Origin of the sequence: Aneurinibacillus thermoaerophilus (genome assembly GCF_019603355.1) — a bacterium.
Lineage (GTDB): Bacteria > Bacillota > Bacilli > Aneurinibacillales > Aneurinibacillaceae > Aneurinibacillus > Aneurinibacillus thermoaerophilus.
The window spans coordinates 1,425,854-1,449,341 of record NZ_CP080764.1 but is presented as its reverse complement, the minus strand read 5'-3'; the positions used below and the strand labels follow the sequence as shown (position 1 = coordinate 1,449,341).

At 42.4% G+C, this 23,488-nt stretch carries 20 protein-coding genes; 7 read left to right on the top strand and 13 right to left on the bottom strand.

Annotated elements, in window-relative coordinates; genetic code table 11:
* Window positions 1-338 precede the first annotated feature (338 nt).
* On the top strand, window positions 339-1,220 hold the full coding sequence (locus K3F53_RS07660; protein WP_220560182.1) for a dihydrodipicolinate synthase family protein: 882 nt from the start codon (window positions 339-341) through the stop codon (window positions 1,218-1,220).
* A 129-nt stretch (window positions 1,221-1,349) separates the two neighbouring features.
* Window positions 1,350-2,786 (top strand): aldehyde dehydrogenase family protein, encoded by a 1,437-nt coding sequence (locus K3F53_RS07655; RefSeq protein WP_057900353.1) that lies wholly within the window; start codon window positions 1,350-1,352, stop codon window positions 2,784-2,786.
* 109 nt (window positions 2,787-2,895) lie between these two features.
* On the opposite strand, the gene K3F53_RS07650 is transcribed toward K3F53_RS07655, so the two are convergent.
* The 4 genes from K3F53_RS07650 to K3F53_RS07635 form a co-directional block, all read right to left on the bottom strand.
* Window positions 2,896-4,098: an FAD-dependent oxidoreductase gene (locus K3F53_RS07650; RefSeq protein ID WP_057899119.1), complete on the bottom strand. Its 1,203-nt coding sequence runs from the start codon at window positions 4,096-4,098 to the stop codon at window positions 2,896-2,898.
* Window positions 4,095-4,439 (bottom strand): (2Fe-2S)-binding protein, encoded by a 345-nt coding sequence (locus K3F53_RS07645; protein WP_057899120.1) that lies wholly within the window; start codon window positions 4,437-4,439, stop codon window positions 4,095-4,097. Before K3F53_RS07645 ends, K3F53_RS07650 begins: the two co-directional genes overlap by 4 nt.
* Entirely contained in the window at window positions 4,436-4,708 is a 273-nt protein-coding gene (locus K3F53_RS07640; RefSeq protein ID WP_057899121.1) for a (2Fe-2S)-binding protein, read from the bottom strand. Before K3F53_RS07640 ends, K3F53_RS07645 begins: the two co-directional genes overlap by 4 nt.
* A 78-nt stretch (window positions 4,709-4,786) precedes the next feature.
* The gene (locus K3F53_RS07635; RefSeq protein ID WP_057899122.1) at window positions 4,787-6,490 is read right to left on the bottom strand and encodes a sigma-54 interaction domain-containing protein; all 1,704 of its coding nucleotides are present in this window, start codon (window positions 6,488-6,490) and stop codon (window positions 4,787-4,789) included.
* A 175-nt stretch (window positions 6,491-6,665) separates the two neighbouring features.
* Between K3F53_RS07635 and K3F53_RS07630 the strand changes: the two genes are divergently transcribed.
* The 5 genes from K3F53_RS07630 (at window position 6,666) to pdaA (ending at window position 11,709) form a co-directional block, all read left to right on the top strand.
* Window positions 6,666-7,850 (top strand): NAD(P)/FAD-dependent oxidoreductase, encoded by a 1,185-nt coding sequence (locus tag K3F53_RS07630; RefSeq protein WP_220560168.1) that lies wholly within the window; start codon window positions 6,666-6,668, stop codon window positions 7,848-7,850.
* Window positions 7,847-8,872 carry a 4-hydroxyproline epimerase gene (locus K3F53_RS07625; RefSeq protein WP_057899124.1) on the top strand — a complete coding sequence of 342 codons (1,026 nt, stop codon included), beginning with the start codon at window positions 7,847-7,849 and terminating at the stop codon, window positions 8,870-8,872. The genes K3F53_RS07630 and K3F53_RS07625 overlap by 4 nt, the downstream gene beginning before the upstream one ends.
* Before the next feature lie 127 nt (window positions 8,873-8,999).
* Complete coding sequence (locus K3F53_RS07620) at window positions 9,000-10,604, top strand: APC family permease (RefSeq protein ID WP_220560159.1); 1,605 nt, start codon at window positions 9,000-9,002, stop codon at window positions 10,602-10,604.
* Window positions 10,605-10,635: 31 nt separating this feature from the next.
* Window positions 10,636-10,761 carry a S8 family serine peptidase gene (locus K3F53_RS07615; RefSeq protein WP_139184962.1) on the top strand — a complete coding sequence of 42 codons (126 nt, stop codon included), beginning with the start codon at window positions 10,636-10,638 and terminating at the stop codon, window positions 10,759-10,761.
* A gap of 168 nt (window positions 10,762-10,929) precedes the next feature.
* The gene (gene pdaA / locus K3F53_RS07610; protein ID WP_091260687.1) at window positions 10,930-11,709 is read left to right on the top strand and encodes a delta-lactam-biosynthetic de-N-acetylase; all 780 of its coding nucleotides are present in this window, start codon (window positions 10,930-10,932) and stop codon (window positions 11,707-11,709) included.
* A 298-nt stretch (window positions 11,710-12,007) separates the two neighbouring features.
* Here the strand turns inward: pdaA and K3F53_RS07605 are convergent, their stop codons facing one another.
* The 9 genes from K3F53_RS07605 to K3F53_RS07565 all read right to left on the bottom strand — a co-directional run bounded on the left by K3F53_RS07605 (window position 12,008) and on the right by K3F53_RS07565 (window position 23,373).
* Window positions 12,008-13,408, bottom strand: coding sequence for a sensor histidine kinase (locus tag K3F53_RS07605; RefSeq protein WP_220560144.1), 1,401 nt, complete (start codon window positions 13,406-13,408; stop codon window positions 12,008-12,010).
* Entirely contained in the window at window positions 13,405-14,109 is a 705-nt protein-coding gene (locus K3F53_RS07600; RefSeq protein WP_057899128.1) for a response regulator transcription factor, read from the bottom strand. Before K3F53_RS07600 ends, K3F53_RS07605 begins: the two co-directional genes overlap by 4 nt.
* 1 nt (window position 14,110) lies before the next feature.
* The gene (locus tag K3F53_RS07595; RefSeq protein WP_139184963.1) at window positions 14,111-14,245 is read right to left on the bottom strand and encodes an SHOCT domain-containing protein; all 135 of its coding nucleotides are present in this window, start codon (window positions 14,243-14,245) and stop codon (window positions 14,111-14,113) included.
* An 80-nt stretch (window positions 14,246-14,325) separates the two neighbouring features.
* Entirely contained in the window at window positions 14,326-15,948 is a 1,623-nt protein-coding gene (locus tag K3F53_RS07590; RefSeq protein WP_220560137.1) for a multicopper oxidase family protein, read from the bottom strand.
* 224 nt (window positions 15,949-16,172) lie between these two features.
* A complete protein-coding gene (locus tag K3F53_RS07585; RefSeq protein ID WP_057899129.1) occupies window positions 16,173-17,009 on the bottom strand; it encodes an EcsC family protein in 837 nt (278 codons plus the stop codon).
* Window positions 17,010-17,179: 170 nt separating this feature from the next.
* Window positions 17,180-17,758: a nucleotidyltransferase family protein gene (locus K3F53_RS07580; protein ID WP_057899130.1), complete on the bottom strand. Its 579-nt coding sequence runs from the start codon at window positions 17,756-17,758 to the stop codon at window positions 17,180-17,182.
* Window positions 17,759-17,854: 96 nt separating this feature from the next.
* Window positions 17,855-19,435, bottom strand: coding sequence for a SagB family peptide dehydrogenase (locus K3F53_RS07575; RefSeq protein WP_057899131.1), 1,581 nt, complete (start codon window positions 19,433-19,435; stop codon window positions 17,855-17,857).
* A gap of 33 nt (window positions 19,436-19,468) precedes the next feature.
* Window positions 19,469-21,412: a TOMM precursor leader peptide-binding protein gene (locus K3F53_RS07570; protein ID WP_057899132.1), complete on the bottom strand. Its 1,944-nt coding sequence runs from the start codon at window positions 21,410-21,412 to the stop codon at window positions 19,469-19,471.
* The gene (locus K3F53_RS07565) at window positions 21,409-23,373 is read right to left on the bottom strand and encodes a putative thiazole-containing bacteriocin maturation protein (RefSeq protein WP_057899133.1); all 1,965 of its coding nucleotides are present in this window, start codon (window positions 23,371-23,373) and stop codon (window positions 21,409-21,411) included. Before K3F53_RS07565 ends, K3F53_RS07570 begins: the two co-directional genes overlap by 4 nt.
* Window positions 23,374-23,488 lie beyond the last annotated feature (115 nt).

The following is a 23,488-nucleotide window of genomic DNA, read 5'->3' as shown; positions in this document are numbered from 1 at the left end:
TCTACCAGCGAACAAGGCAATTTCCGACACAGTCGCATCGGGATTTTTAAAGAAAGACACATCAGGAAAGACAGGTTGTGTGAAGTAAGAGCCGAAAATAACTCCATCTACTAGAGCAATGAGAAAAATCGCTTTGGGAATGGTTTTGGTTGGCTCGGGTGTTTCCTCAGAATATGTGGTAACAGCCAACTTATAAAATTTTATACATTGTAAACTTTTTTATACATACAAAAACGCATTATGTATAAAAAAATTTACATAATTATCAAAAAACATTGGTATGGATTTTGCGATAACAAGATAATGAATAAAAAATTAAATGGAAAGGGGAATTTCAAATGGCAAGATTTGAAGGAGTTTATGTTGCTCTTGTCACTCCATTTACTACTGATTTTGAAGTCGATTATAAAAAATTGTATGAGCTATGTGATTGGCTCATACAAGAAGGCGTACAAGGACTGGTTCCTACAGGATCACTCGGTGAATATGCTACGTTTACTCCTGAAGAAAGAGCAAAAGTAGTACAAACTGTCATTGAAGCTTCTCGGGGACGTGTACCGGTTGTTGTTGGTTCCGCTGCTCCATCTACGCAACAAGTCATAAAATGGGTTGAATATGCAAAAGACTCTGGAGCTGAAGGTGTTATGGTGCTTCCACCTATTAACTATAAACCTTTACGAAACGAGATTATCGCCCATTATGAAGCTATTAATAAAGTCGGTATGCCTATTGTTGCTTATAACAATCCTAGAGATTACCCAACAGATTTAACCCCTGATTTGCTCGAAGAGATTGCCAAATTTGAAAATGTGGTTGCTGTAAAAGAGTTTTCAGGTGATATCCGTCGCATGCATGATATTCTAGATAGAACAGATTTGGAAGTCATGGTAGGCGTCGATGATTTATCGTTAGAAGGTCCAATGATAGGAGCAACAGGGTGGATTGCCGGTGTTCCTAACGCATTACCTAAAGAGGGAGTTCAATTATTCAATTTAGCCAAAAATGGAAAAATAGACGAAGCATTGAAACTTTATCGTCGTCTTCTTCCTCTATTTCATTATGACGCTAGTCCCCAATTGGTTCAATACATTAAGTATATGATGGAGTTAGCTGAACAACCCGTTGGTCCTGCACGCCCACCTAGACTTCCTTTACATCAAGAAGAATATGAAAATGTAAGGAGAGACTTTGAGAGAGCAGTAGAAAAAATTAAACATTAATTGTAAGAGAAAGGGTAAGGAGTCTTCCTTATCCTTTCCGATTTCTAAAAAATTAAAATTGTCGTAAATAACAATAGGAATGCATACAAACATTGAGCGGGAGGTACGGTTATGAAAACAAAATCATTAATTGAATCCAAAAACTTTATAGGTGGAGAATGGGTATCTATTGACGGAAAGGAAACGATCGTATATAGCCCTTCGAACCTCCAAGAAGAAGTTGGCATCCTTTGCTATTCTTCCGCCAAACATTTACTTGAAGCGGAAAAGTCAGCAAAAGAAGGATTCAAAATATGGTCTAAGATGACAGGAATTGAGCGAGGGAATTATCTATACAAGATGGCAGAGGCATTAGAAAATAGCCTTGAAGAACTAGCAGTACTCGCAAGTAGGGAAATGGGAAAACCAATTGGTGAAATGCGAGGTGAGGTCGTACGTGGCATTCACTTGTTGCGTTATTATGCCGCAGAAGGTACACGCTCAAATGGCGATATAATCCCTTCAAGCGATAAACATGTTATACAATTTTCAAAACGTGTTCCGTTAGGAGTAGTGGGAATTATTACACCATGGAACTTTCCAGTAGCTATTCCTATTTGGAAAATCGCCCCTGCACTTATTTGTGGAAATTCAGTGATATGGAAACCAGCGGAGAATGCTACACTATCTGCTATTAAGTTAACAGAGATATTCCAGCAGGCAAACCTTCCAAGCGGAGTTTTAAATCTTATCGTTGGAAAAGGAAAAGAAGTGGGAAACACCCTTCTCGAAACTACAGATATTCACGCTGTTAGTTTTACCGGTTCATCCACGATTGGAAAGCAAGTCGCTTCCATTTGTGCTAAACGAAACATTAAATATCAGACAGAAATGGGCGGTAAAAATGCTGCTGTTATCCTTCATGATGCCAATATCGAAAAAACGATTCCTATGATATTAAGTGGTGCCTTCCGTTCAGCCGGACAAAAATGTACAGCAACCAGCCGTATCATTGTTGAGGAAAGTGTTTATCCGATCTTTATGAAATCATTCAATGAAGCAGTATCTTTATTAAAAGCTAAAGATCCGTTGCTTCCAGATTCATATCTCGGCCCTGTTGCATCTAAACATCAATATGAAACGGTCTCTTCTTACGTAAAAATGGCTGAGGAGGAAGCAGAAATTATCGCACAAGGATCGATCGAAAGTGATAATGAAGGTTATTTTATTCAACCATTGGTAGTGGCAGGAGTAGATACACAACATAAGTTAGTACAAGAAGAAATATTCGGTCCCGTAACAACGGTGCTAGTAGCTAAAAACTACGATGAAGCGATTCAGTTGTGCAACGAAACTGTGTATGGATTAAGCGCTTCTATTTTTACCACTGATTTATCAAAAGCTCATCGTTTCCTAGAAGAAGCGGAAGCTGGAATGGTAAGAGTAAACCAAGAAACAGCTGGTGTGGAATATCAAGCACCATTCGGCGGAATGAAACAATCCAGTTCTCATTCAAGAGAGCAAGGTCAATCAGCGCTTGATTTTTACTCCCAAATCAAAACTTGCGCCATTAAATATCATTTTTAAACGTATATATAAATCACCCAGTGACATTACATCATTGGGTGATTTTTAATTACAATAAAATAATGGATGACTCACAAAACTCATCATGTGATGTCATCCATTTTTTCAACTAAATACATTGATATGCACCGTACAATTTGTCTCTATTTTCTTTGACATTAGGATAGAACTGGATGATTGCTTTTTCACGAATGTCTTTTACGTTTTTCATTGCTTCTTCCAATTTACGTTTTGCAGTTTCTCTCGATGCCCCGGTGTGCTCTGCTATCGAATAACCAGCTACAAATCCCTGTGCTATTGCAACTTTGGCTCCCTCGATTCCTGTAATATTCCCTGCAACATAAAGGCCTTTTAGAGGTGTTTCCATTCGTTCATTATGTTGTGGGATATGTCCTCCAAGTTCAGGAATATAGTGAAATGGACATCCCGCTACTGCAGCCAATTCAGCTAATGGATATAATCCACCAGATATGCAAACAAAATCCACCTGTACTATTTCTTCCGTTCCCTTGATGGGTTCTCCATCCATCGTAATATCAACTACTTTTACTCCTTCTACTTGCTGATTGCCGACTATTTCAATAGCTGCCTTCCGTAAATGAATCGGTATTCCCCATACACTCATTCCTTTTTTCGGAAGAAAACGAAGGGCTAGCTTACACAATGATTCATTTATCAGTAAGCGACTTCCGAATCTTAATATAGGTGATGGAGCTAAGTGGGATGCTCTCAATAAACTCTTCATGACTTCCATTGGCTTTGCAGCGCTCTTTGATATCTCATTCTTTGGTGGTAACACCATACACGCAATATTAAGATCAGCAAGTTGCAATTCATGCATAATCGCAAAGGAAAGAATATTCGCTCCAATAATCATTCCCTTCTTTCCGACTTTTACACGATGAACATTCGTCATTACTTGTGCGGCTCCTACTGACATGACTCCAGGCAAAGTCCATCCTGGCATTGGGACATGATATTCTGCTGCACCTGTTGCTAGCAAAACATATGGGGCTTGCATACTTCCATGATTGGTGTGAACAAGCCACCCGTGTTCATGTTTATTCAAATGATAAACAGAAATCCCACATGTAATTTCTACTCCGAGCTTTTCTGCTTGAGCAACTAATTTATCCGTTTCTTTAATACCGTTCCACCATGTTCCATCCCTTTCCTGATATAGCTGCCCTAATAATCTTCCCCCGGGTTTTATAAATTCATCAATTAATGTTACCTTAAGACCACATTCCCTTGCAGCAATTGACGCAGCCAGTCCTGCCGGCCCAGCTCCAATAATGACTAATTCACTCATACGTTATTTTCTCCTTTAAATAAATCTTTAATTGGAGTTGGTTGTGTTTTTCCGCTATGAATATCCATGTTTTCTTCCACTATAGTTATGCAAGCCCTTACATGATGACAACCATTTACAGTCACTCGGCACTCAAAGCAATGCCCAATATTACAATAAATCCCTCTAGCTGTACCACTTTCTTCATGCACACGCAACGTCCGAATATTGTTGGCCAAAAGCGCAGCTGCAATCGTTTCTCCTTCGTATGCCTCATAATACTGACCATTGAAATGAAATGGCACTTTCTTGCCGATCTTCATTTCACCTAAAACTGGGTGATCAATAATACGATTGTTCATTTTAAATCACCTAACAGTCCAAATGTAACAGGTCTTACCGGAGCCTGATATTTCAGTGGCATATTGTGAGTGACCGCATTTTCTCCATAATCAGCAACAATCCTATCGATAAAATAGCGACATGTTCTTCCCCCGCAAAATCCCATACCTGCACGGGTTCTCAATTTTAATTCTCTTGATGAGCATTTATATTTTTTTATTGTTTCAACTATACTTTGATAAGTTACTTCCTCACATCGACATACAATAAAATCTGTTGAGGTCTTCATGTCTTTCCTCCTCATTCAATGGTTATAGGTTTTTCTATTTACATAACGAGCAAAAAACATGCCAACAAACGAGGAGAATTACAGTGTAATGCCAAGTTTCTTCATTCGATTGTATAATGTCGCTCGCGTAACACCCAGCCTCTTCGCGCACGCTTGCTTATTTCCATTTTCCATTTGGAGCACCCGTTCAATAATTTTTTTCTCACAAATCTCTAATTCTTCTTTCAGCGATAAAATTTTATCAGTATCAGCATGGGGAACTTCAAACAAGTTATCAATATTTGTACTGCGAGTATCAACTTGATGTACAAAAGGCAAATCGTCTTTTTTTATAATTCCGTCTGTCGCAAGCACTACTAAACGTTCAATAACATTTCTAAGTTCACGTATATTCCCAGGCCAGCTATAGTTGAATAATTCATTCATTACATCTTGGGAGATACCATGAATGGGCCTGTTATATCTAATGGAGAACTCATACAAAAAATAATGAATCAGTTCAATGATGTCTTCTTTTCTTTCCCTCAAAGGCGGAATATGAATACTTATAACGTTTAAACGATAAAACAAATCTTCTCTAAATTTTCCTTCTTTAATCATCTCCTCCAGGTTTTTATTTGTAGCAGCAATGACTCTGAAATCTGCATCTATTTCCTTTGTCCCACCTATTCGATAGAATTTCTTTTCCTGCAACACGCGTAAAAGCTTAACTTGCATTTCGATAGGCATTTCACCAATTTCATCTAAAAATAAGGTTCCGCCTTTTGCTAATTCTATTTTCCCCTTTTTTCCTCTTTGATCTGCCCCTGAAAAAGCCCCCTTTTCATAACCAAATAGCTCACTTTCAAACAAGGATGCTGGAATGGCTCCACAATTTATAGGGATAAATGGGGCGTCTGGTGCTTCACGAGCATCGTGAATTGCTTTGGAGAATAACTCCTTTCCAACGCCGCTTTCCCCTAATATCAAAACAGTTGATTTAGCTGAACTAATCTTTTTCGCCATTTCAATCGTTTTTCGAATGGTTCTACTTCTCCCTTTTATAAGGCTAAATGAATCCTTTGAAGGTCTTAACCTCGCAACCTCCTGCTCTAACCGATGAACCTCCGCGGAAATATTAAATAATTCCTGGTTTAGACGTACTTGACTTGTAATATCTGTTTCAGATACTACTGCACCTATTATCTTTCCCTCTAAATAAACAGGATTGGAATTAATCAGCACAAACAAATCAGGCCTTGGTTGATGTCGATGACGATGAAGTTTTCTTCCTTGCTTTAACGTTTTTAATATTTCTAGCATATTAGGTTCAAAGAAATCTGTAATAGGCTTACCGATGATATCTTTCCTCGAAACAGAAAAAATTTTCTCCGCTTCTTCTGTCCAGGCACATACTATTTCATTTTTATCGATCACCGTACACGACGCATCCATCGTTTCTAGTACCGTTTCAAAAAAAGCATGCAAGTACTTATACGAATTTAATAAACACTCACACATGATTACAGAATCAACAAAACCAATCGGTTCTCCCTCTTTATTTTTCACTAATAAATACCGGTATTTTTTCACATACTTTATCACCTCTTCAATGGGTGTATCACAATCCACCATCCTGCTCTTCGATAACTTTAAAGGCTCAAAATCAGTGATATAAAAGATATCCTTATCTATAAGAAAAGCTGCATCAGCATTAAAAGACCTTGAAATTTCAGTTTCAGATTTAAAAACAATAACGTGTTTATTCGTGATTTCCTTTAAACTAGGAAATTTAAAATTCATGTGTATCCCTCCTACATAACGTATAATATTTTTTACACATTCTAAAAAATTTTACATAATTATATTATTCATGTAAAAATATTTTGTCAATTCAGAATCAATTAAAAGCGTTTGTTATTGGCATGATTATTGCTTACTAAAATATTACTAGAAACATCGGAAAGGAGGGAACATATTGAAAAAAAACTTTGACGTAATCATTATAGGAGGAGGGATTATTGGAAGTGCTATCGCTTATTATGTATCGAAATCAGGAATGAGTGTGGCGGTATTAGAAAAAAACGAATTAGCAAGCGGAACATCGTCCAGATGTGATGGAAACATACTAGCGATCGATAAAGACCCGGGATTCGATAGTCAAATGTCTCTAGCTAGTCAGAAATTAGTGAATGAATTAAGCAAAGAATTGGAACATCACTTTGAATATAGGGCACCGGGCAGTATTTTAGTATGTGAAACTGAAGAGGAAATGATTGCTGCAGAAAAATGGGTAGCACGCCAAAAAGAAGCGGGGCTTCCCTTTAAAATGTTAGATCGCAGTGATATTAGACAGGAATCCCCTTTTTTTGCTGATGATTTATTAGGAGGGCTGGAATGCGAAACAGATTCAACCGTTAACCCTTACCTGTTTTCATTTGCATTAGCAGAGGGAGCAAAGAAAAAGGGAGCTAACATTTACACCCATACTGAGGTTCATTCCATTAAAAAATCAACTACGGGGGATTTTAAAATCGAAACATCCAGCGAATTATTTACAGCAAAAAAAGTCGTGAATGCTGCTGGGATATGGGCTCCCATGATTGGAAAGATGCTCGACATTCCTATTCCAATTAAACCCAGAAAAGGTCATATTATTGTTGCATCAAGGCAACAACCTGTTGGCCTTAGAAAAGTTATGGAATTCGGTTATCTTATATCTAAGTTTGGAGGCCAAAGAAAAGTAGATCCGCCAACTGAAAAATATGGCGTGGCTTTAGTATTTGAACCAACAGAGAGCCAAAATTTTTTGATTGGAAGTAGTAGAGAATTTGTGGGAATGAATACAACTGTAAATATTGATGTTATTAAATGCATAGCACGCCGTGCCATTCGGTTCTATCCTAAAATGGCGGACATGTTAGTCATTCGAACGTATGCTGGTCTGCGCCCATGGACAAACGATCATCTACCTATTATTTCTCACGTTGACGAGGTTCCTGGATTTTATATTGCTGCTGGCCATGAAGGCGATGGAATCAGTTTAGCCGCTATTACGGGAAAACTAATTGATGAACTAATCAAAGAGAAATCACATACAACAATTCCTATCGAACCATTAAGATACGATCGCTTTAAAGTCAAAGGAGTTGTACATTCATGAAATTCCAAAAAATCTTCCATACTATTGATACTCATACCGGAGGAAATCCTACAAGAACAGTTATTAGTGGTCTTCCAAAATTAGAAGGAAAAACAATGGCTGAGAAAATGCTGCACATGAAAGAAGAATATGATTGGATTCGAAAGTTCCTTATGTTTGAACCAAGGGGGCATGACGTAATGTCAGGTGCTTTGCTTATGGAACCCTGCCATCCTAAAGCGGATGTAGGTGTAATCTATATCGAAACAGGCGGCTATTTGCCGATGTGCGGGCATGATACCATTGGTTTTTGTACAGCACTAGTTGAAGCTGGTCTGATACCAGTTAAGGAACCTTATACCGATCTAAGTTTAGATACGCCAGCTGGTCTGGTAAAAGTCAAGATTAAAGTAGAACATGGTCAAGCGAAAGAAGTAACATTCCATAATATCCCATCTTTTCTGTTAAAAAGCATACATGTTAATGTAGAAAACATTGGAGAGGTTTACTGCGATATCGCCTATGGAGGAAATTTTTATGGTATTGTCGATGCACGAAAAATTGGATTAGAACTTGTAGCAAGCAATGCTGCAAAAATTATCGATACCGCTGTTAAAATTCGCGACACAATCAATCAAATAACTGACGTCGTCCACCCCGAGCACTCGTTTATTAAAGGATTAACACATATTGAGTTCTATACGGATCCTACCAAGGAAGAAGCACATTGCAAAAATACAGTCGTTGTACCGCCGGGAGGAATTGATCGCTCTCCTTGCGGAACAGGTACCTCGGCAAAACTTGCTACATTGTATGCACGAAACGAAATCAAAAAGAACGAGCTCTTTGTTCATGAAAGCATTATTGGAAGCCTTTTCAAAGCGAAGATAGTCGATATTACAAAAGTAAAAGAATTTGAAGCAGTCATACCTGAAATTACTGGCTCAGCTTGGATAACAGGGATGCATACATTCATCTACAACGAAGATGACCCGCTAAAGGAAGGATTTTTACTCATACCACCTATGCCAATCAATCATTAATCCTTTTTACCATTCCTGCCAATCTATCTACTTTTCCACATCAGCTGGATTTAAACATTCCATCCAGCTGATGAAAAACAATCACAACGATAGTAACTATGTTTATTAAACAGAGGGGTGAGGTTACATGTCAAATCAAGGGAAGTTTAAGAGAGAACTTTCACTGTCTGATCTTACTTGGATAGGATTTGGAGCTATATTTGGTTCAGGGTGGCTCTTTGCTGCTAGCCACGTTTCTGCCATTGCAGGACCAGCTGGTATATTATCATGGGTTATGGGAGGTATAGCCGTTCTGCTATTAGGATTCGTTTACTGTGAACTCGGCGCTTCCGTCCCACGTGCAGGAGGTGTCGTTCGTTATCCTGTTTATTCCCATGGTCCACTTATGGGATATCTCCTTGGCTCTATAACATTAATTGCTTATTCAAGTCTTATTGCCATTGAGGTAGAAGCAGCTCGCCAATATGCTACCGCATGGTGGCCAAGCTTAACTCAAGAAGAATCTACGCTGCCAACGTTATCTGGATGGTTATTTCAATTTTGTTTACTTTGTCTTTTTTTCATCTTGAATTATTGGAGTATACGTACTTTTGCTCAGTCGAACACAATTATAACCATTTTTAAATTCTTCGTACCAACGATAACTATCATTGTTTTATTATCTCACTTAAAACCAGCTAATTTTTCTGTAGGTGGATTTGCACCATCCGGAATATTCGGAATAGAATCTGCTATTTCTGTAGGTGGGGTTATTTTTGCATATCTAGGGTTAACACCCATTGTTTCGGTTGCAAGTGAAGCTAAAAATCCGCAGCGAACGATTCCAATCGCCTTAATATTGTCCGTCGTTCTGTCCACAATTGTATATGTTCTCTTACAGGTAGCATTTCTCGGAAGCATACCAACGAATATGCTGGAAAATGGATGGGCAGGAATTGACAAACAGTTTAGTCTCCCATTTAAAGATATTGCTGCGGTTCTTGGACTAAATTGGCTCGTATTTTTTATCGTTTCTGATGCGATCATCTCCCCGAGTGGAACGGGTAATATCTATATGTCTACAACTCCACGTGTTGTATATGGATGGGCCCGTAGCGGAACATTATTCAAAGTATTTACAAAAGTCGAACAAAAATCAGGAATTCCTCGTCCTGCTGTTTGGTTATCATTTATTTTATCAGTCTTCTGGACTCTTCCCTTTCCGTCATGGGAGTCTTTAATCAGTGTTGTTTCAGCGGCGTTAGTATTAAGCTATGCATTTGCTCCAATCTCTGCGGCAGCTTTCCGACACAACGCACCGGATCTGCCCCGTCCATTTCGATTAAAAGGAATGGCTATTTTATGTCCACTTTCATTTATTATTGCTTCATTAATCGTATACTGGTCTGGTTGGAAAACGATTTCCTGGTTACTCGGTTCTCAAATCGTTATGTTTATCGTTTATTTATTCTTTAAAAAATGGGTTCCTACTGAGAAAGTAAGTTTCACACAACAAATAAAATCCTCATGGTGGCTCGTATTTTATTACGCAACGATGATGATTGCTTCCTATCTCGGATTATTCGGAGGTATCGGTGTCCTTAAACATCCTTGGGATATCATTTTCGTTGCCACACTTTCTTTAATCTCTTACTATTGGGGAACGTATACTAGCCTGCCAAAAGCAATATTTGATGATGATGAAGTTGAAACAAACGAATCCAATCCAATTCATGAACATCTCGTCGGTTAAAAAGGAATTATCATGGTAGCATCGGTCGGTAATGGCGGGGGGCGCCAATCTTCTTTCTACCTGGCTCGGTAAGCAATTCAAGACACTAGATGGAACTTCAATGGCTGCTCCCCACATTTCCGGCCTTATTGCTTTACACCTAGCTACAAGAAATTGACACTCCGCACGGCTGAAGCGTAGAAAAGAATATCATGAGTGACTACAGAGAAAAATGAAGAAATGATACGAGTTGCAAAAGGTTTCCAAACAAATGTACATAATGTTTCCGTCTTGTTGGGAAAATATCTTTATAAAAAGCTACGCATACCGAGGAGTGAGTGCATCAATGAAGCGTTTAACCATCCTTACTGTTTTCGTCCTGTTCGTTTCCTTATTACCGCTTTATGCAACAGGAAGTTATCAGGATACTCCGTATCACTTCGGCTTTAAAAAAAGTAAAAACGGTCAGCTTCCCTCCATTGACGAAGAGGGGTTTAAGGAACTTTTGGCAAAGCATGAAGCTATCTTTTTGGGGGATACGACCAAAAAAGAGCTTTACCTCACCTTTGACAATGGTTATGAGAATGGCTACACAGCGCAAATTTTAGATACGCTGAAGGAGAAAAAAGTCCCGGCGACTTTTTTTGTTACTGGACATTATGTCAAAAGCCAGCCCGAATTATTACAACGAATGGTGAAGGAAGGGCATATCATCGGGAATCATTCCTGGAGTCATCCGGATATGACCAAAATTTCAAACAGCAGGATGAAAGAAGAACTGGAAAAAGTAAAAGAAGAGGTAATCCGAATGACCGGACAAAAAGAGGTTTCCTTTTTGCGTCCGCCGAGAGGGATTTTTAGCGAACGGACGCTGGCAGTAAGCAAACAGCTCGGGTACACAAATGTCTTTTGGTCTCTTGCCTATAAAGATTGGGATACCAAGGCGCAAAGGGGCTGGAAATACGCATACGATAATTTCATGGCTCAACTTCATCCGGGTGCGGTCATTTTGCTTCATTCGGTTTCTAAGGATAATGCAGAAGCTCTGGAAAAAATTATCGATGACGTACGAAAAAAAGGGTATGAATTTAAAAGTCTTGAACAAATACGCACGAAAAGAAGATAATCGTTCGAGCCAAAATAAGGGCCAAACCTTGCACCTCGTCTTTTCCTCGTGGCAACCAAAAAAATGCCACTCTCTGCTTCAGACAGAACGCGGCAGAAAAACATCTGGGCCATTCAGTGAGGGAGACAGTTGATACCGTATCCCGTTTTGTCTGAAACGTTGCCGGGAAAAGGAAAAAAGAGCTTGGTTTGGCCCCTATTTTGTCGCTCTTCTCTTTTCCTGCGGTTTTCATCGTGGGATGAAGGACGGTGTTGCTCGGTAATCCCTTCATGTGATGGCTTAGAAACCGTGTGGAGTGTCAATTATACAATGGTAGCTTAATAACAAAGGTCGTGCCTTCTCCTTCGACGCTTTTAACCTGCAATGTTCCTTTATGCTTTTCGATAATTTCTTTACTGATAGCTAGTCCCAAACCGGCTCCACCTGTCACTTGAGAACGAGATTTTTCCACCCTGTATAATCTTTCCATTATATACGGTATATCTTCTTCTGGAATACCAGGCCCAGTATCTTCAATCTCTACAATTCCGTAATGTTCATTACACTTCATTCTAACAAAAATGATACCTCCCGAAGGTGTATATCTTCGTGCGTTTTCTAATACATTCAGCAAGACTTGACCGATTCGCTGCCTATCTCCTTCTACATACAAAGAAGTGCTGAAAGGTCGGTACTCAAGTCGAAGCCCCTTCTCCTCTACGGAAACTTCGACTAATGACAAAGCGTCTGTAACTGCATCTTCAAGCGAGAAACGCTCCATGCGGAAGGAAAAATCACCTTGTTCCATCCGTGCCAAATCGAATAAATCTTGGACAAGCCGCTGCAATCGGTTGCTTTGTTCATAAATAATTTTTGCATATTCGGCATTCTCTCCCTCTCGTTGTGAATGAGCCAGGATTTCCGAATACCCTTTAAGATATGTAAGCGGAGTGCGCAATTCATGGCTAACATCCGCTAAAAACTCATTACGCTGCTTTTGATAAAAGCGAACGCGATCTGACATATGATTAATGGATGCAGCCAATTGTGCGACTTCATCACCACCTCTAACAGGCAATCTGGTAGCATAGTTCCCCTGCGCAATTTCACCTGTTGCTTTTTTCATTTCCAAGAGGGGACGAACGAGCATACGAGAAATGATAAATAAAATTCCCGCAACGACAAAAACGGTAATGATGCCGCTAATCACTAGCATTTGCTGCAAAATATTGACTGCTTCACGAATCGGCGCTGTGGGACTAAACATAACAACAGTTCCAGCCACTTCCCTATTCTGTAAAACAGGTGAATAAGAAACAAGAAAAGGTTTTGTATTCCAATCTTTTTCTATCGATGTTTCTCCTTCTTGCTTATTTTCACTGGCCTTAAGATACTCCCGATGCAAAGAAGTAATTGGACTTGAGCTGGCGATAACCTGTTTTTTTTGATCAAGAATGACAACCATGTTTCTTGAACCCTTCTCCATACGAACAACATGCTGAATTGTGGTTGGTTCGAAATGATCGCTTAATACATTCGCATGACTGTTCGCACGTTGTACTAATTCCTCATTTACATGCGAAAGATAGAAAGTTAGGAAAAGAGAATATAAAATGTTGCCCAACGAAAAAAGAATAAGCAAAAAAACAAACAATAATAAAAGGCCAAGCTTAATTGATACACGATTACGAATAAATTGTACTAGTGCTTGCATGTTCATTGCGCTTTGTACCCGATTCCCCATACTGTTTTGATAATATCATGGGCAGGCGCTCCCGCTGCCCGCAACTTCTCCCGCAAATTTTTCACATGAGTATCTACTGTACGATAATCCTCGACATCTTGATTTGTCCATATGAGAGCAAGTAAATGTTCCCTGCTAAATACTTGACCCGGGTGTTTCATCAATATGTAGAGTAATTCGTACTCTTTTCTGGTTAATGAAAGCATTTGTTGGTTATACCATACTTCACGCTTTTCACTGTCCAACGTAATACCACCATGAATCAGCAGGTTTTTATTTCGATAATTCCCATCTTCAGGATGATATCTTTCACTTCGCCGTAACAAAGCCTGTACTCTTGCTAACAATTCTTCTTTTTCAAAAGGCTTTGTAATATAGTCATCTGCACCTAAACCCAACCCTTTCACTTTATCTCTCGTTTCATCTCGCGCGGTCAACATAATAACAGGAACATTCGAGATTTCCCTCACGCTTTCGCACACCTCCCACCCTGACATACCGGGCATCATGATATCAAGCAGAATAAGCCCGTATCTATTGCTCCGAACGGCAGCTAGCGCCTCTTCTCCTGAGGATACTTCGTGAGTCGCATAGCCTGATTGGCGTAAATACAGCGAGAGAAGCCGACGCATCGGTTGTTCGTCGTCAACAATTAAAATAACTTTTTCTTCTTTCATCCTACTTCTCATCCTCTCTGAGCCTGTTCAGAATTCGTTCATATTCTTTTTCCGAAATCTCACCTTTAGCAAACCGCTCTCCGGCAATATGAATGGCATGCTCAATTGAACTTTTTCCTTCCGCCAAAGACTCCATACAGCCTTTTAGCTATCTTAACCTAAAAAATATAAACAAAGAACGAAGGAGACACCGACATCTCCTTCGCTACCATCAGCTTATTCTGACAGATCGTTACGATCTACTTTTACAGGATTCTTATATCCTTCATACTCAACCGTTGTCATCATGCCCGTGCTTGCATGGTGCAGGTCGTGGCAATGAAACATCCAATTCCCCGGATTGTCAGCCACAAATTCTACTTCATACGTCTCACCAGGTTTGACGTTTAACGTATCTTTTATCAGCGGCGAGCCGCTTACCGGTTTCCCGTTCTTGGACAGCACTCTGACGAAGTGGCCATGCAAATGCATTGGATGGTTCGCTTGCCCTTTATTTTCATACGTCACTTTCACATATTCGCCTTTTTTCACAATTAATTTTTCCGTATCCGGGAAAGACTTGCCATTGATTGTATATTTCATTCCCATATCAGAGCTATGATCCATAACATCCTCAAAAACCATTTTAAATTCTTTATCATATTTTCTTCGCTCTGTTTTAGCTGTCGCTTTACCGTACGTTGTAATATCAAGCAGCTCCGTTGTTACCTTGCCGGTTTGCGCAACGCTCTTGTTATCTTGATTTTGTACCATGATTTTTACATCTTTTGCTGCCGGACGCTTGGTACAATCTAAAATTTCAAAGCTGGAAGATGGAATAGTCAGTACCACATCATATCTCTCACCTGGTCCAATTGGGAGCAACTTACCTTTCACTTCTAGAGGCTGTTGAATATCTTGTCCATCGGTTGTTACGATTCGATATGGAACATTACCGAAATCCATCAAACGAAGCTGGTATCCGGCATTAATAAAACGTAGCCGCACCACTTCTCCTGTTTTTGCGACCAACGGTTCAATAAACGAACTAGACTTTCCATTAACTGTAAATAAGTCATAAGAAGCCATGTGATCCATCATATGCATGGATTGGCCCTTGCTGTTTTTCATGTTATCGGACATATTCATAGTACCCATTTTCGAATGATCCATTCCATGCATCCATTGATTGTTGCCATTGCTATTATTTTGACCGGACATACTGTCTATATTCATGTTAGAATGGTCCATTCCTTGTTTAGAACTTTTTTGGTTTGCCGCTGCTGTTTCCCATTCATCAAGAATCAGCGTATAATCTTTATCCGTCTTCAGTTCATCTTTCTTTTCTACAATAAACGCACCATACAATCCTCTATCCACCTGTTCTGCGCTATTTTTATGAGAATGATACCAATACGTTCCCGGAACAGTTGCCGTAAACTTGTACGTAAAGGACTCTCCAGGTTTAATGGAATTTTGCGACATCCCCGGCACACCATCCATTTCAAAAGGTACCGGATAGCCATGCCAGTGAATGGTTACATTTTCGGACAACTCATTTTTCAAGTTAACGACTACTTCTTGCCCCTGCTTTACCCGAATTTCCTGACCTGGAACCTTCCCTCCGTATGTCCAAACCGGCAATGTAATCCCCGGCTTCATTTCTTGTCGCGACTCTTTTGCTACTAAATCTACAATCACCCGATTCGCCTGATTTGCAATTTGGGTTGCTGATTGTTTCGTTTCTTTATTCTCTGCTTTCACTGGTGGCTCGGTTGCTGAGTTTTTCTCCATCTGGCCGCAGGCGGTCAGAAGAAAGGCACCTGTGGCAATACCAGCAAAAAGTAATGTCTTTTTCATTTTGCCTCTTCCCTTTCTATTGTTTCTCTTCACTTGTTTATAAATATAAAGAACAGGTGTGAAGAAACTGTGAAGAACCTTTATTTAAATTTAGGCACATATACCTTCCACGACAGATATCCTCTCTCATAAAAACAGACCCGAGTATGCCGTTTCTAGCAAAAACTTCGGGCCTTCCCTTTTTCCTTATTTTTCGTAAAAAATTATTCAAATGAAATCGCGTTTTATAAGACAGAATTTTCTGTAACCTGTTTAAGCTTCTCTACAATTCGCCGCTTTCGATACAGCATTCTTCCGGCTTCCGCGACTTCTTCAACCGTACTCTTGTTGATATAAGCGCCAAACACTACGCCAACGATTGGAATCAATTGAAAAAGTTTTTTCCAGCCAAAATTATCAATATAATTCATGGCCGTTTCTTGCCATCCCTGAAGCTGAGCAATAACTTCTCTGTCCTTTCCTTCTTGACCAAACGCACCTAACTCTTCAATGATGGCCTTCTTTCCTACAATATCTGAGGAAACAAACTGCATACACTTAATGATAAAAATGCGTTCTTGTTTCTCTTTCGGGTCATAGCCATAGCAAATGGCGATCTCCTGTAACACTTTCAGCGAAAGGCCAAGCAAAGCCGGGATATCAATTGCCAGGGTAAACAGACCGCCAATTCCCGTGGTAGCTCCCTGTACTATCGCCATGTTCGTACGCGATTTGCCAATCTCCTCGGCAGCCTTGTCCATAACCTCTAACGGATAATGAGCTACACCCGAAATTGTTAAAAGAGCATCGAAATCCTGTGAAGCGAATGTTTGCAATCGCTCCAGCGTTTGCTTTTCGCTAATTAAATATTGCCCACCTGTTTGAATATAACTTCCCACTTCATCAATGGCCTGTCCAATTTTGTCCCGAATCAACTTTGGGGTAATCTTATCCAAAAGAACAAAAGGAAGTCGACCTAACTTTTCCCAGAACCACAAATCCTTCTGCTCATTTTCCCACGTCTCCACTTGTTTTAGCTCTTGCATCAAATACTCTTTTGTTTCTACCTTATTCAGAACCATTTCACCCCAGTGAAAATATAATTAAACCATACAGTAAAACGTTATGGTTACCATTGTCTTCGTCTTCTTTATACGCAAAACTTGATATAAGGTTGCAAATTCTTTAGATGGTGTTGCAAAACTAATAATCGCTGAAATAGAGTTTTTCAACACCATCTTTCATTATGTAACTAAAGCATGTGAATGATATTTAACTTATACCATTTCTCTTGCCAGTTCTTTTTTTGTAATCGTTCTTCATAAATCTCAGCTTTAGTATCAGCGTTTCGAATAAAATGTTCAGTAGGTCTAACAATCAAGTTAATAAGGTCTTCTATGCCACATGGACAAGTCAAAATAACATTATTTTCACTGTCTAATTGAACACCAACCGCTGTTGCTGTTTCTGGAAATTTAGAAATAGCGTCTTCTGAAGATTTATAAGGGCTGTCGTTATTTCTTATATTCATCCTTGCCTGGTTCTTTACTGACCAATTAATATTCGGATTCATATGCCTAAGTTTTTCTTCAAATTTCTTTTCTGTACTACTATCTATGTTCTTTGAATCGAAATAAACGACATCAACATCTTCTAATGGAGTCGCTACTTTAAATCCATGCAGAACGTCCCAAACTTTTGAACGGATAAATCCTGCACAAACCCAACAGTCAGGCAAACGTAAATCCTTAACAAGGGTAAGAATCTCCATCATCAATTGGTCGTTTTTAATTAATTCAATTATATCCTGTTCACTTTGAATGTTGTTCATTACATAAACCTCTATCCTTCTTAATTATATAAACAATGATAGGAAAATAATATTTATCGTTATTTTTTTGATTCCAACATCTCACTCTTGCCTCCCTTAGCCATGCAAACTTCCCGCCAACCTGGGACGATGACGATAGGGACCGACCGGAATTTGAATCAGGCTGGTTTTTCCTTGTGAATCCATCTTGTAGATCTCATCACACAAATTCGCATCAAATCCGAGGAGCGGGTGTCCTCCCATCCCAATGGCGGACGCCGCCAACAGTAATCGCTGCACGAGCATGCCCGCTTCCATTTGTTGGATACGATATCCTCTGTATCCCAGTACCGTTTTGAGGTGATCCTTGTCTCCTGCCACGTGTAGGCAGAGCGGTACTTGAAACAGATTTACATTGTCCGCAGCCATTCCGTGCTGTAGCCAGAACCGATGATCTCCGAGACGTACCCGCTGTAGCGCATGGGCAGCACTGTCATAATAATATGCACCATCCGAAATACCTTCAACGCTATACAAACAACCATACAGTGAGACACGGGACTTAAGTCCCTCATGTACTCCATCCAAATCATTTCGATACGAAAAGGAAGCCACCGCCTCTTGCAGCAGAGCGGCTAACTGCGGTTGACTTACCTTGCCCAAAACAAAATCTATATCCGGTGAATATCGCTTTCGGCAGACCGACGCCAGATCATACGACAACCGCTTCACATGGGGCAGCGCCACCGCCTGGCCCTCACAAATAACGTTCTTCTTCCCCTCGATCTGCCGAAACATTCGCGATGATTCCATCAGGGACGCTTCGTTCATCTTGATCAGCATCGGATACTCCGTGATCCTTCGTGACCTGACATAGTGATCATGCTGAACCGCTGTCAACTCTCGGCACAATTCGGTGGCAGAGACAATCCCGTCTATGCTATTCCTATTAGAAAACCAAGTGATCGCCGGCTCCATCGACAGTGGAATAACCGCATATACACTCTCCTCCTGTTCAGATAGCCCAAGCAGATGGTTGATGGCCCGATCAAGAAATTGGAAGTATACTCCCGATGCGAAGCCAAACCGTTTTGCCACTTCCAGCAGCTGCCCGATCAGCACGCCAGCATCCAGTCCTTGCAGACGATAGGCAAAGTTATTGTATTTAAAGAAATTTTTCCAAAACATCGTCGACACAAAAACAGTACCAAAACAAGCAGACATGTCACAGCGATTGCCAAGAGCCCGGGCTAGATATGAATCAAAATCGCCTTCTCGCAACAACACCAAGCGGTGGTGTGCCACATCATAATGGTACACCCCGGCAGGCAAATCTTCCAGATTCAAATACACGTATAATTCGTTTGGATATAATGCTCCACCGGAGGGAACAAACCGCCGGTACGACTGCATTAGGCTTACCGCTTGTTCCGTGGAATTCGAGGCAAAGACTGACTGGCAGAATTGAGTAAGCCCGAATACGTACCAAAGAAAATGACCGATTCCGCGAAGATCAGGCTTCGCGGGTGCTTCCCGTCCTTCGAGCGTGAGCGGTACTTCCGAAGACAATGGAATCACAGGTAAGCCACGGTAGAGCTTATACGCAAGCGGTGCGTCTTCCCAGTCCACCTCTAAGTCCGGTGGCCTTGCCTTGTCAATGTCAAAATGTAGGTTGTGAAGAAATGCCTCCAGACTCATCCTTCTCTCCCCCCTAGTTATCCTCGTCATGGCTTATGGAAACGGATGCGGATGTGGATTGAGCTGTTCAAGCGTCAGCGGTTGCTTCGCATACCCGAGTTCTACCGGTACCCGGAGCACCCTCTCCAGCCCTATCACACGAGTAAAGTGATATCCGAATGTCATCGGTAACATTCCCGGAATCAGCACTTTCACGCAATACAGTCCATTTCGTATGATTTCCGGTGTCGTCTGGTCCACCACAATTACATCGAGGTTCAATTGGCGAAACACCTGAAGAATGTCCTGCAGATCATCGGTCAGGTCTGCATGCCTCGCCTTCCACTTGAATTCCTCGTCAAACGTTCGCAATGGACGATTTTCATCCAGCAAAAATTGCAGGCGCTCCTGCGCTTGCGGCAAACTGTACAGCATGGAATGGTCCTCCATCTGCTGCACCAGGGACGGATCGTGGAGCATCCGCACATACTCCTCCTTGTTCATCTCAAATTTCTCGTCAAGCGTTAGCATCAGTCCGGCCAACTCGTGAATCGCACCTTTCGTCGCCCGTACCGGGTCCAGATGAGCTCCGGCCGCACAAATGAGATTCACTCCCTTTTGTTTTCTGTTTTTCGCCAACGCCCAAACGCTTGGAATCCCGTGCTCCATCGTCGCGTTAAACAAATACACATCATATCCCGCCACCGCCCGCAAACGGTCGACCATCAACTGCAATTCTTGGTCATTAGCAGAATAAGGGTCAATGCGTGGGAGAGGCAGCTGCGCGTACCAAGTCATCAGGAACGAATCGCGCTCGACCACTTCCATAATGCCGTAGAAAATGGCCTCCTCCAAACTTCCGCCTAACGCGCATCCATTGGAAGTTTCATAGACAAAGCCATGCCCACAACCCAAGCCGTAATAGGCGAGCCGCTCCGGAACCAAAATTGGACGTTCTTGTAAAAACGAATAGCCCCATACCCAATCCATTGGGCGATCAGGATGAAACGGTTGAAATGGAAAACCGGGCCGCGCATACTGTTCCTTCGCGTGCACCCCGACCTTAAGGGGGTTGAGTGCTTGATCTTCCAGATTGCGGTAACTGTCATGAATTACCGTTCGTTTGCCATGAGGTGACAGGCCGCAGTATCGCTCCAATCCCTCCAAAATGGCAGTCAACTCGCTTACCGCATAGGAATGAGTCCGACCTGCTGTTCCCTCGTCTCCCGCGAACAACGGCAGATTTACACTTACATCGGCAAACGGCGACATAAGGTCATACATTTTACCATTCAAAAGGCCCATCCGGTAATCCAGATAGTCTTTGACCAAAACTTTATTCAGGTCATCCATCGAACGGCAGCGATAACTGTCGGTGCTGATCTTAGGACTTGGTTGGAGTGAAATTCGGGCCGCGATCAATGAATCGTCGGGTAATCGGCCACAAACCGGACACAACGGGTCAGGCAGAAAGAAGTGGCATGAGTTCTTCAGCGTTTTCAGGTTGATCAAAAACACCCGTCCTTCCGAATAAGCCTGGCTGCCCTGCAGCACCCTCTGTGCCTCGGCCCCGAGCAGGTGAGCTACCTGCAAAAGTCCTGTGCGCGATGCCCACGCGTCACATGGCACTCCCCCGTGCGCCGCCAGCCTCTGTTGCAGCTCCCACATCTCCTTACGGTCGTGTCCTGCCATGAGTCGTCGCCTGTCGGCACACCTGGAACACCCTGGCGTACCCGGGCGAACCAGCGGTCCGACTATGCCTTCGCCAAATGAAACGAAGCCTCGCAGCCAGGGGATGCCGATTGGTCGCAGCACTTCTTCCGCCTTTTGATGAACGGAAGGATGCCAGGCATCGTGCAACACCAGAGCCAACTCCGTCGCTTCCGGTACTCCTGCCTCGAAATCTGTCTGACGAACGACCTGGTATTGAGCGGACAGTTCTCCGTACACGTGCTCCGCCAACAGCCCTTCTCCGACAACTGCCACGAAAGCGCTCATCGGGATTCCTCCTCTCGCAGCAGCACGCCAAACACCCCTGCCAATTCCTCTTTCAAAAACGGTTCCAGCGCCAGATCAAAGATCAAGAGCCGCGTGCGGTTTCGTTTCAAGACCTGCAAGGAGGACTGTAGAACCTCCGATTGTGTCGTCTCTTCACATGCGGGAATCACAAGACTTAGCGATGCTTTTTCTTCCAGGAGCACAGATGAAACCTCTAACGCGTGTGTCGTAGGACAAGTCGCTTGGTTTTGTGCCTTCATAAGCGCCTGTTGCAGCGCCTTCCGTAACGCCATTGTTATATTCAAACCTACACTGCCATACCAGCGACCGCTCGTACCGACCCATACCACAGGGAAGCCGCGCACTTCCTCTCCCAAGCCGATCATCGGTGCTCCCTGCATTGTGGTCAGTGCCTGCAAATAAAACCGGCAACGTTCATCTTCTACCGTACCCAACTGCACTCGAAAGACAGAAGGTTTCAGATTGGCCTGTTGCTTGCCCAACTCTTCGGCCAAACATCTTTGCAAACCGCGGCAAACACCTTCCGCAACCGTTTCCCCCACTCCGACACCGACAAATTCCTGCGATTCTACCATACTATCCTCTACTTCCTGATGTAAGGAAAGCGTCGTAACGAGCAGACCGACCATTCGCGACACATACGCTTCAATCCCGGCCAGCCCCGCTTCCCGCCGCGCCTCCTCATGCGTCAGATCTGCACAGACAATGTCTGGCAATAGCTCAGCCGGCCCCTCCGACAGCGGATCAACTGCCTGAACTCGGCACTGGGCCAACGGAATCTGCTTCAAATCTCCCTCCTCCCAAATATGGAAAATTCCTGATTCCGCCGATGTCAACTGGCTGAAGTAAGGAAGTAATCCGCTCGGCTCTCTTCTACTCGAGCTCCGTTCAAGAAGAAGATCAAAATCTTGAACCCATTCAGCTGACACACGTCCGGTCACCAGCGGATGGGGCAGGAACGAATGCCAGTTTCCTTCTAACGTCTCCAGATCAAGCAGGAAGAATTGATTCGTCTGTTCCGATTTCGTCACTCCCGTCACCTTTTTGAACAATTCAAACACGAGCACATTCGCCAACATCGCTCCCGCTGTGGAGGAGAAGGCGTGCAGCCCCTGGTCCTTGCAAAGCGCGGATTGGTGGACGCGGCGCCACGCCGACTCCCAGCATCCCTCAGAGTCTGGATGCACCAGTGGGCCCGCCATACCCATCTGCTGCAGACATATGGCGGGGAGTAACACCTTCTTCTCCTTCCTACAAATCGCATGAAGAACCCGCAGTTCCTCTACATTACTCTCCTGCGACACATACAAAATCGAATCAAACGGCTGCACAGCCTCCCGCCAAGAACTCATCCCCCCCTTCTGCAAGGTGACCTCCTCTACCGCCACCTCAGGGTCCGTTTTGCGGGCATGTGCCACCAGCTCCACCAACCGCAGCCGATTGGTCGGCACCGAGTCCATGATCAGCACGTGGAACTTGGGCAATCCGGATTCGAGCAACGCAGAAACCAACGAGACAAAAAAAGGACCAGAGCCAACCGCCAACACTTTGGCCTGACGATAGGTTTGAAAACGGTATGCACCGGAATCGACAAAACTGTCTAAAAACTCAATTTGAGAAGCATACTTTTTGAGAACCTGCTCCGTCAATTGATGCGGACGGTCTTGGCTCACATCCCGAACAAAGCCGTTTTGGTACAGAATTTCTGCGATTTCATATACCCGACCTCGATATTGGTCCGGCAATCCGTCTGTCAAATCCTCCAACGTGTGCTCCCCGTTGAACATGGGCATCAGTTTTTCAATCCACTGGTCGATCGTACTGCCTTTCATACGGAACGAGCTTACGTTGTTCCGAAAATACACACCACCGTTTGGATCAGGGAGAAAAAATGTGTCCCTTTTCACTTTCAGGCGCGTAGAAGGGGGCAAATTTGTCATTACACTCCTCCTTACCATGATCTGTTCTCAAGTTCTGCACCATCACCTTCACCATAATCTTATGTACTGCTATTTGTCCCTTATGTCTACTCTTGTAGAAAAGAGCCCCTGCAGC

What these genes read in the sequence shown, in the direction of transcription:
- pdaA (WP_091260687.1), top strand. Translation starts at nt 10,930, where the DNA reads ATGAAGCGTTTAACCATCCTTACTGTTTTCGTCCTGTTCGTTTCCTTA.
- K3F53_RS07565 (WP_057899133.1), bottom strand. Translation starts at nt 23,373, where the DNA reads ATGACAAATTTGCCCCCTTCTACGCGCCTGAAAGTGAAAAGGGACACA.
- K3F53_RS07625 (WP_057899124.1), top strand. Translation starts at nt 7,847, where the DNA reads ATGAAATTCCAAAAAATCTTCCATACTATTGATACTCATACCGGAGGA.
- K3F53_RS07575 (WP_057899131.1), bottom strand. Translation starts at nt 19,435, where the DNA reads ATGAGTCTGGAGGCATTTCTTCACAACCTACATTTTGACATTGACAAG.
- K3F53_RS07650 (WP_057899119.1), bottom strand. Translation starts at nt 4,098, where the DNA reads ATGAGTGAATTAGTCATTATTGGAGCTGGGCCGGCAGGACTGGCTGCG.
- K3F53_RS07660 (WP_220560182.1), top strand. Translation starts at nt 339, where the DNA reads ATGGCAAGATTTGAAGGAGTTTATGTTGCTCTTGTCACTCCATTTACT.
- K3F53_RS07595 (WP_139184963.1), bottom strand. Translation starts at nt 14,245, where the DNA reads ATGGAGTCTTTGGCGGAAGGAAAAAGTTCAATTGAGCATGCCATTCAT.
- K3F53_RS07600 (WP_057899128.1), bottom strand. Translation starts at nt 14,109, where the DNA reads ATGAAAGAAGAAAAAGTTATTTTAATTGTTGACGACGAACAACCGATG.
- K3F53_RS07605 (WP_220560144.1), bottom strand. Translation starts at nt 13,408, where the DNA reads ATGAACATGCAAGCACTAGTACAATTTATTCGTAATCGTGTATCAATT.
- K3F53_RS07570 (WP_057899132.1), bottom strand. Translation starts at nt 21,412, where the DNA reads ATGAGCGCTTTCGTGGCAGTTGTCGGAGAAGGGCTGTTGGCGGAGCAC.
- K3F53_RS07615 (WP_139184962.1), top strand. Translation starts at nt 10,636, where the DNA reads ATGGCGGGGGGCGCCAATCTTCTTTCTACCTGGCTCGGTAAGCAATTC.
- K3F53_RS07580 (WP_057899130.1), bottom strand. Translation starts at nt 17,758, where the DNA reads ATGAACAACATTCAAAGTGAACAGGATATAATTGAATTAATTAAAAAC.
- K3F53_RS07645 (WP_057899120.1), bottom strand. Translation starts at nt 4,439, where the DNA reads ATGAACAATCGTATTATTGATCACCCAGTTTTAGGTGAAATGAAGATC.
- K3F53_RS07590 (WP_220560137.1), bottom strand. Translation starts at nt 15,948, where the DNA reads ATGAAAAAGACATTACTTTTTGCTGGTATTGCCACAGGTGCCTTTCTT.
- K3F53_RS07640 (WP_057899121.1), bottom strand. Translation starts at nt 4,708, where the DNA reads ATGAAGACCTCAACAGATTTTATTGTATGTCGATGTGAGGAAGTAACT.
- K3F53_RS07635 (WP_057899122.1), bottom strand. Translation starts at nt 6,490, where the DNA reads ATGAATTTTAAATTTCCTAGTTTAAAGGAAATCACGAATAAACACGTT.
- K3F53_RS07585 (WP_057899129.1), bottom strand. Translation starts at nt 17,009, where the DNA reads ATGGTTCTGAATAAGGTAGAAACAAAAGAGTATTTGATGCAAGAGCTA.
- K3F53_RS07620 (WP_220560159.1), top strand. Translation starts at nt 9,000, where the DNA reads ATGTCAAATCAAGGGAAGTTTAAGAGAGAACTTTCACTGTCTGATCTT.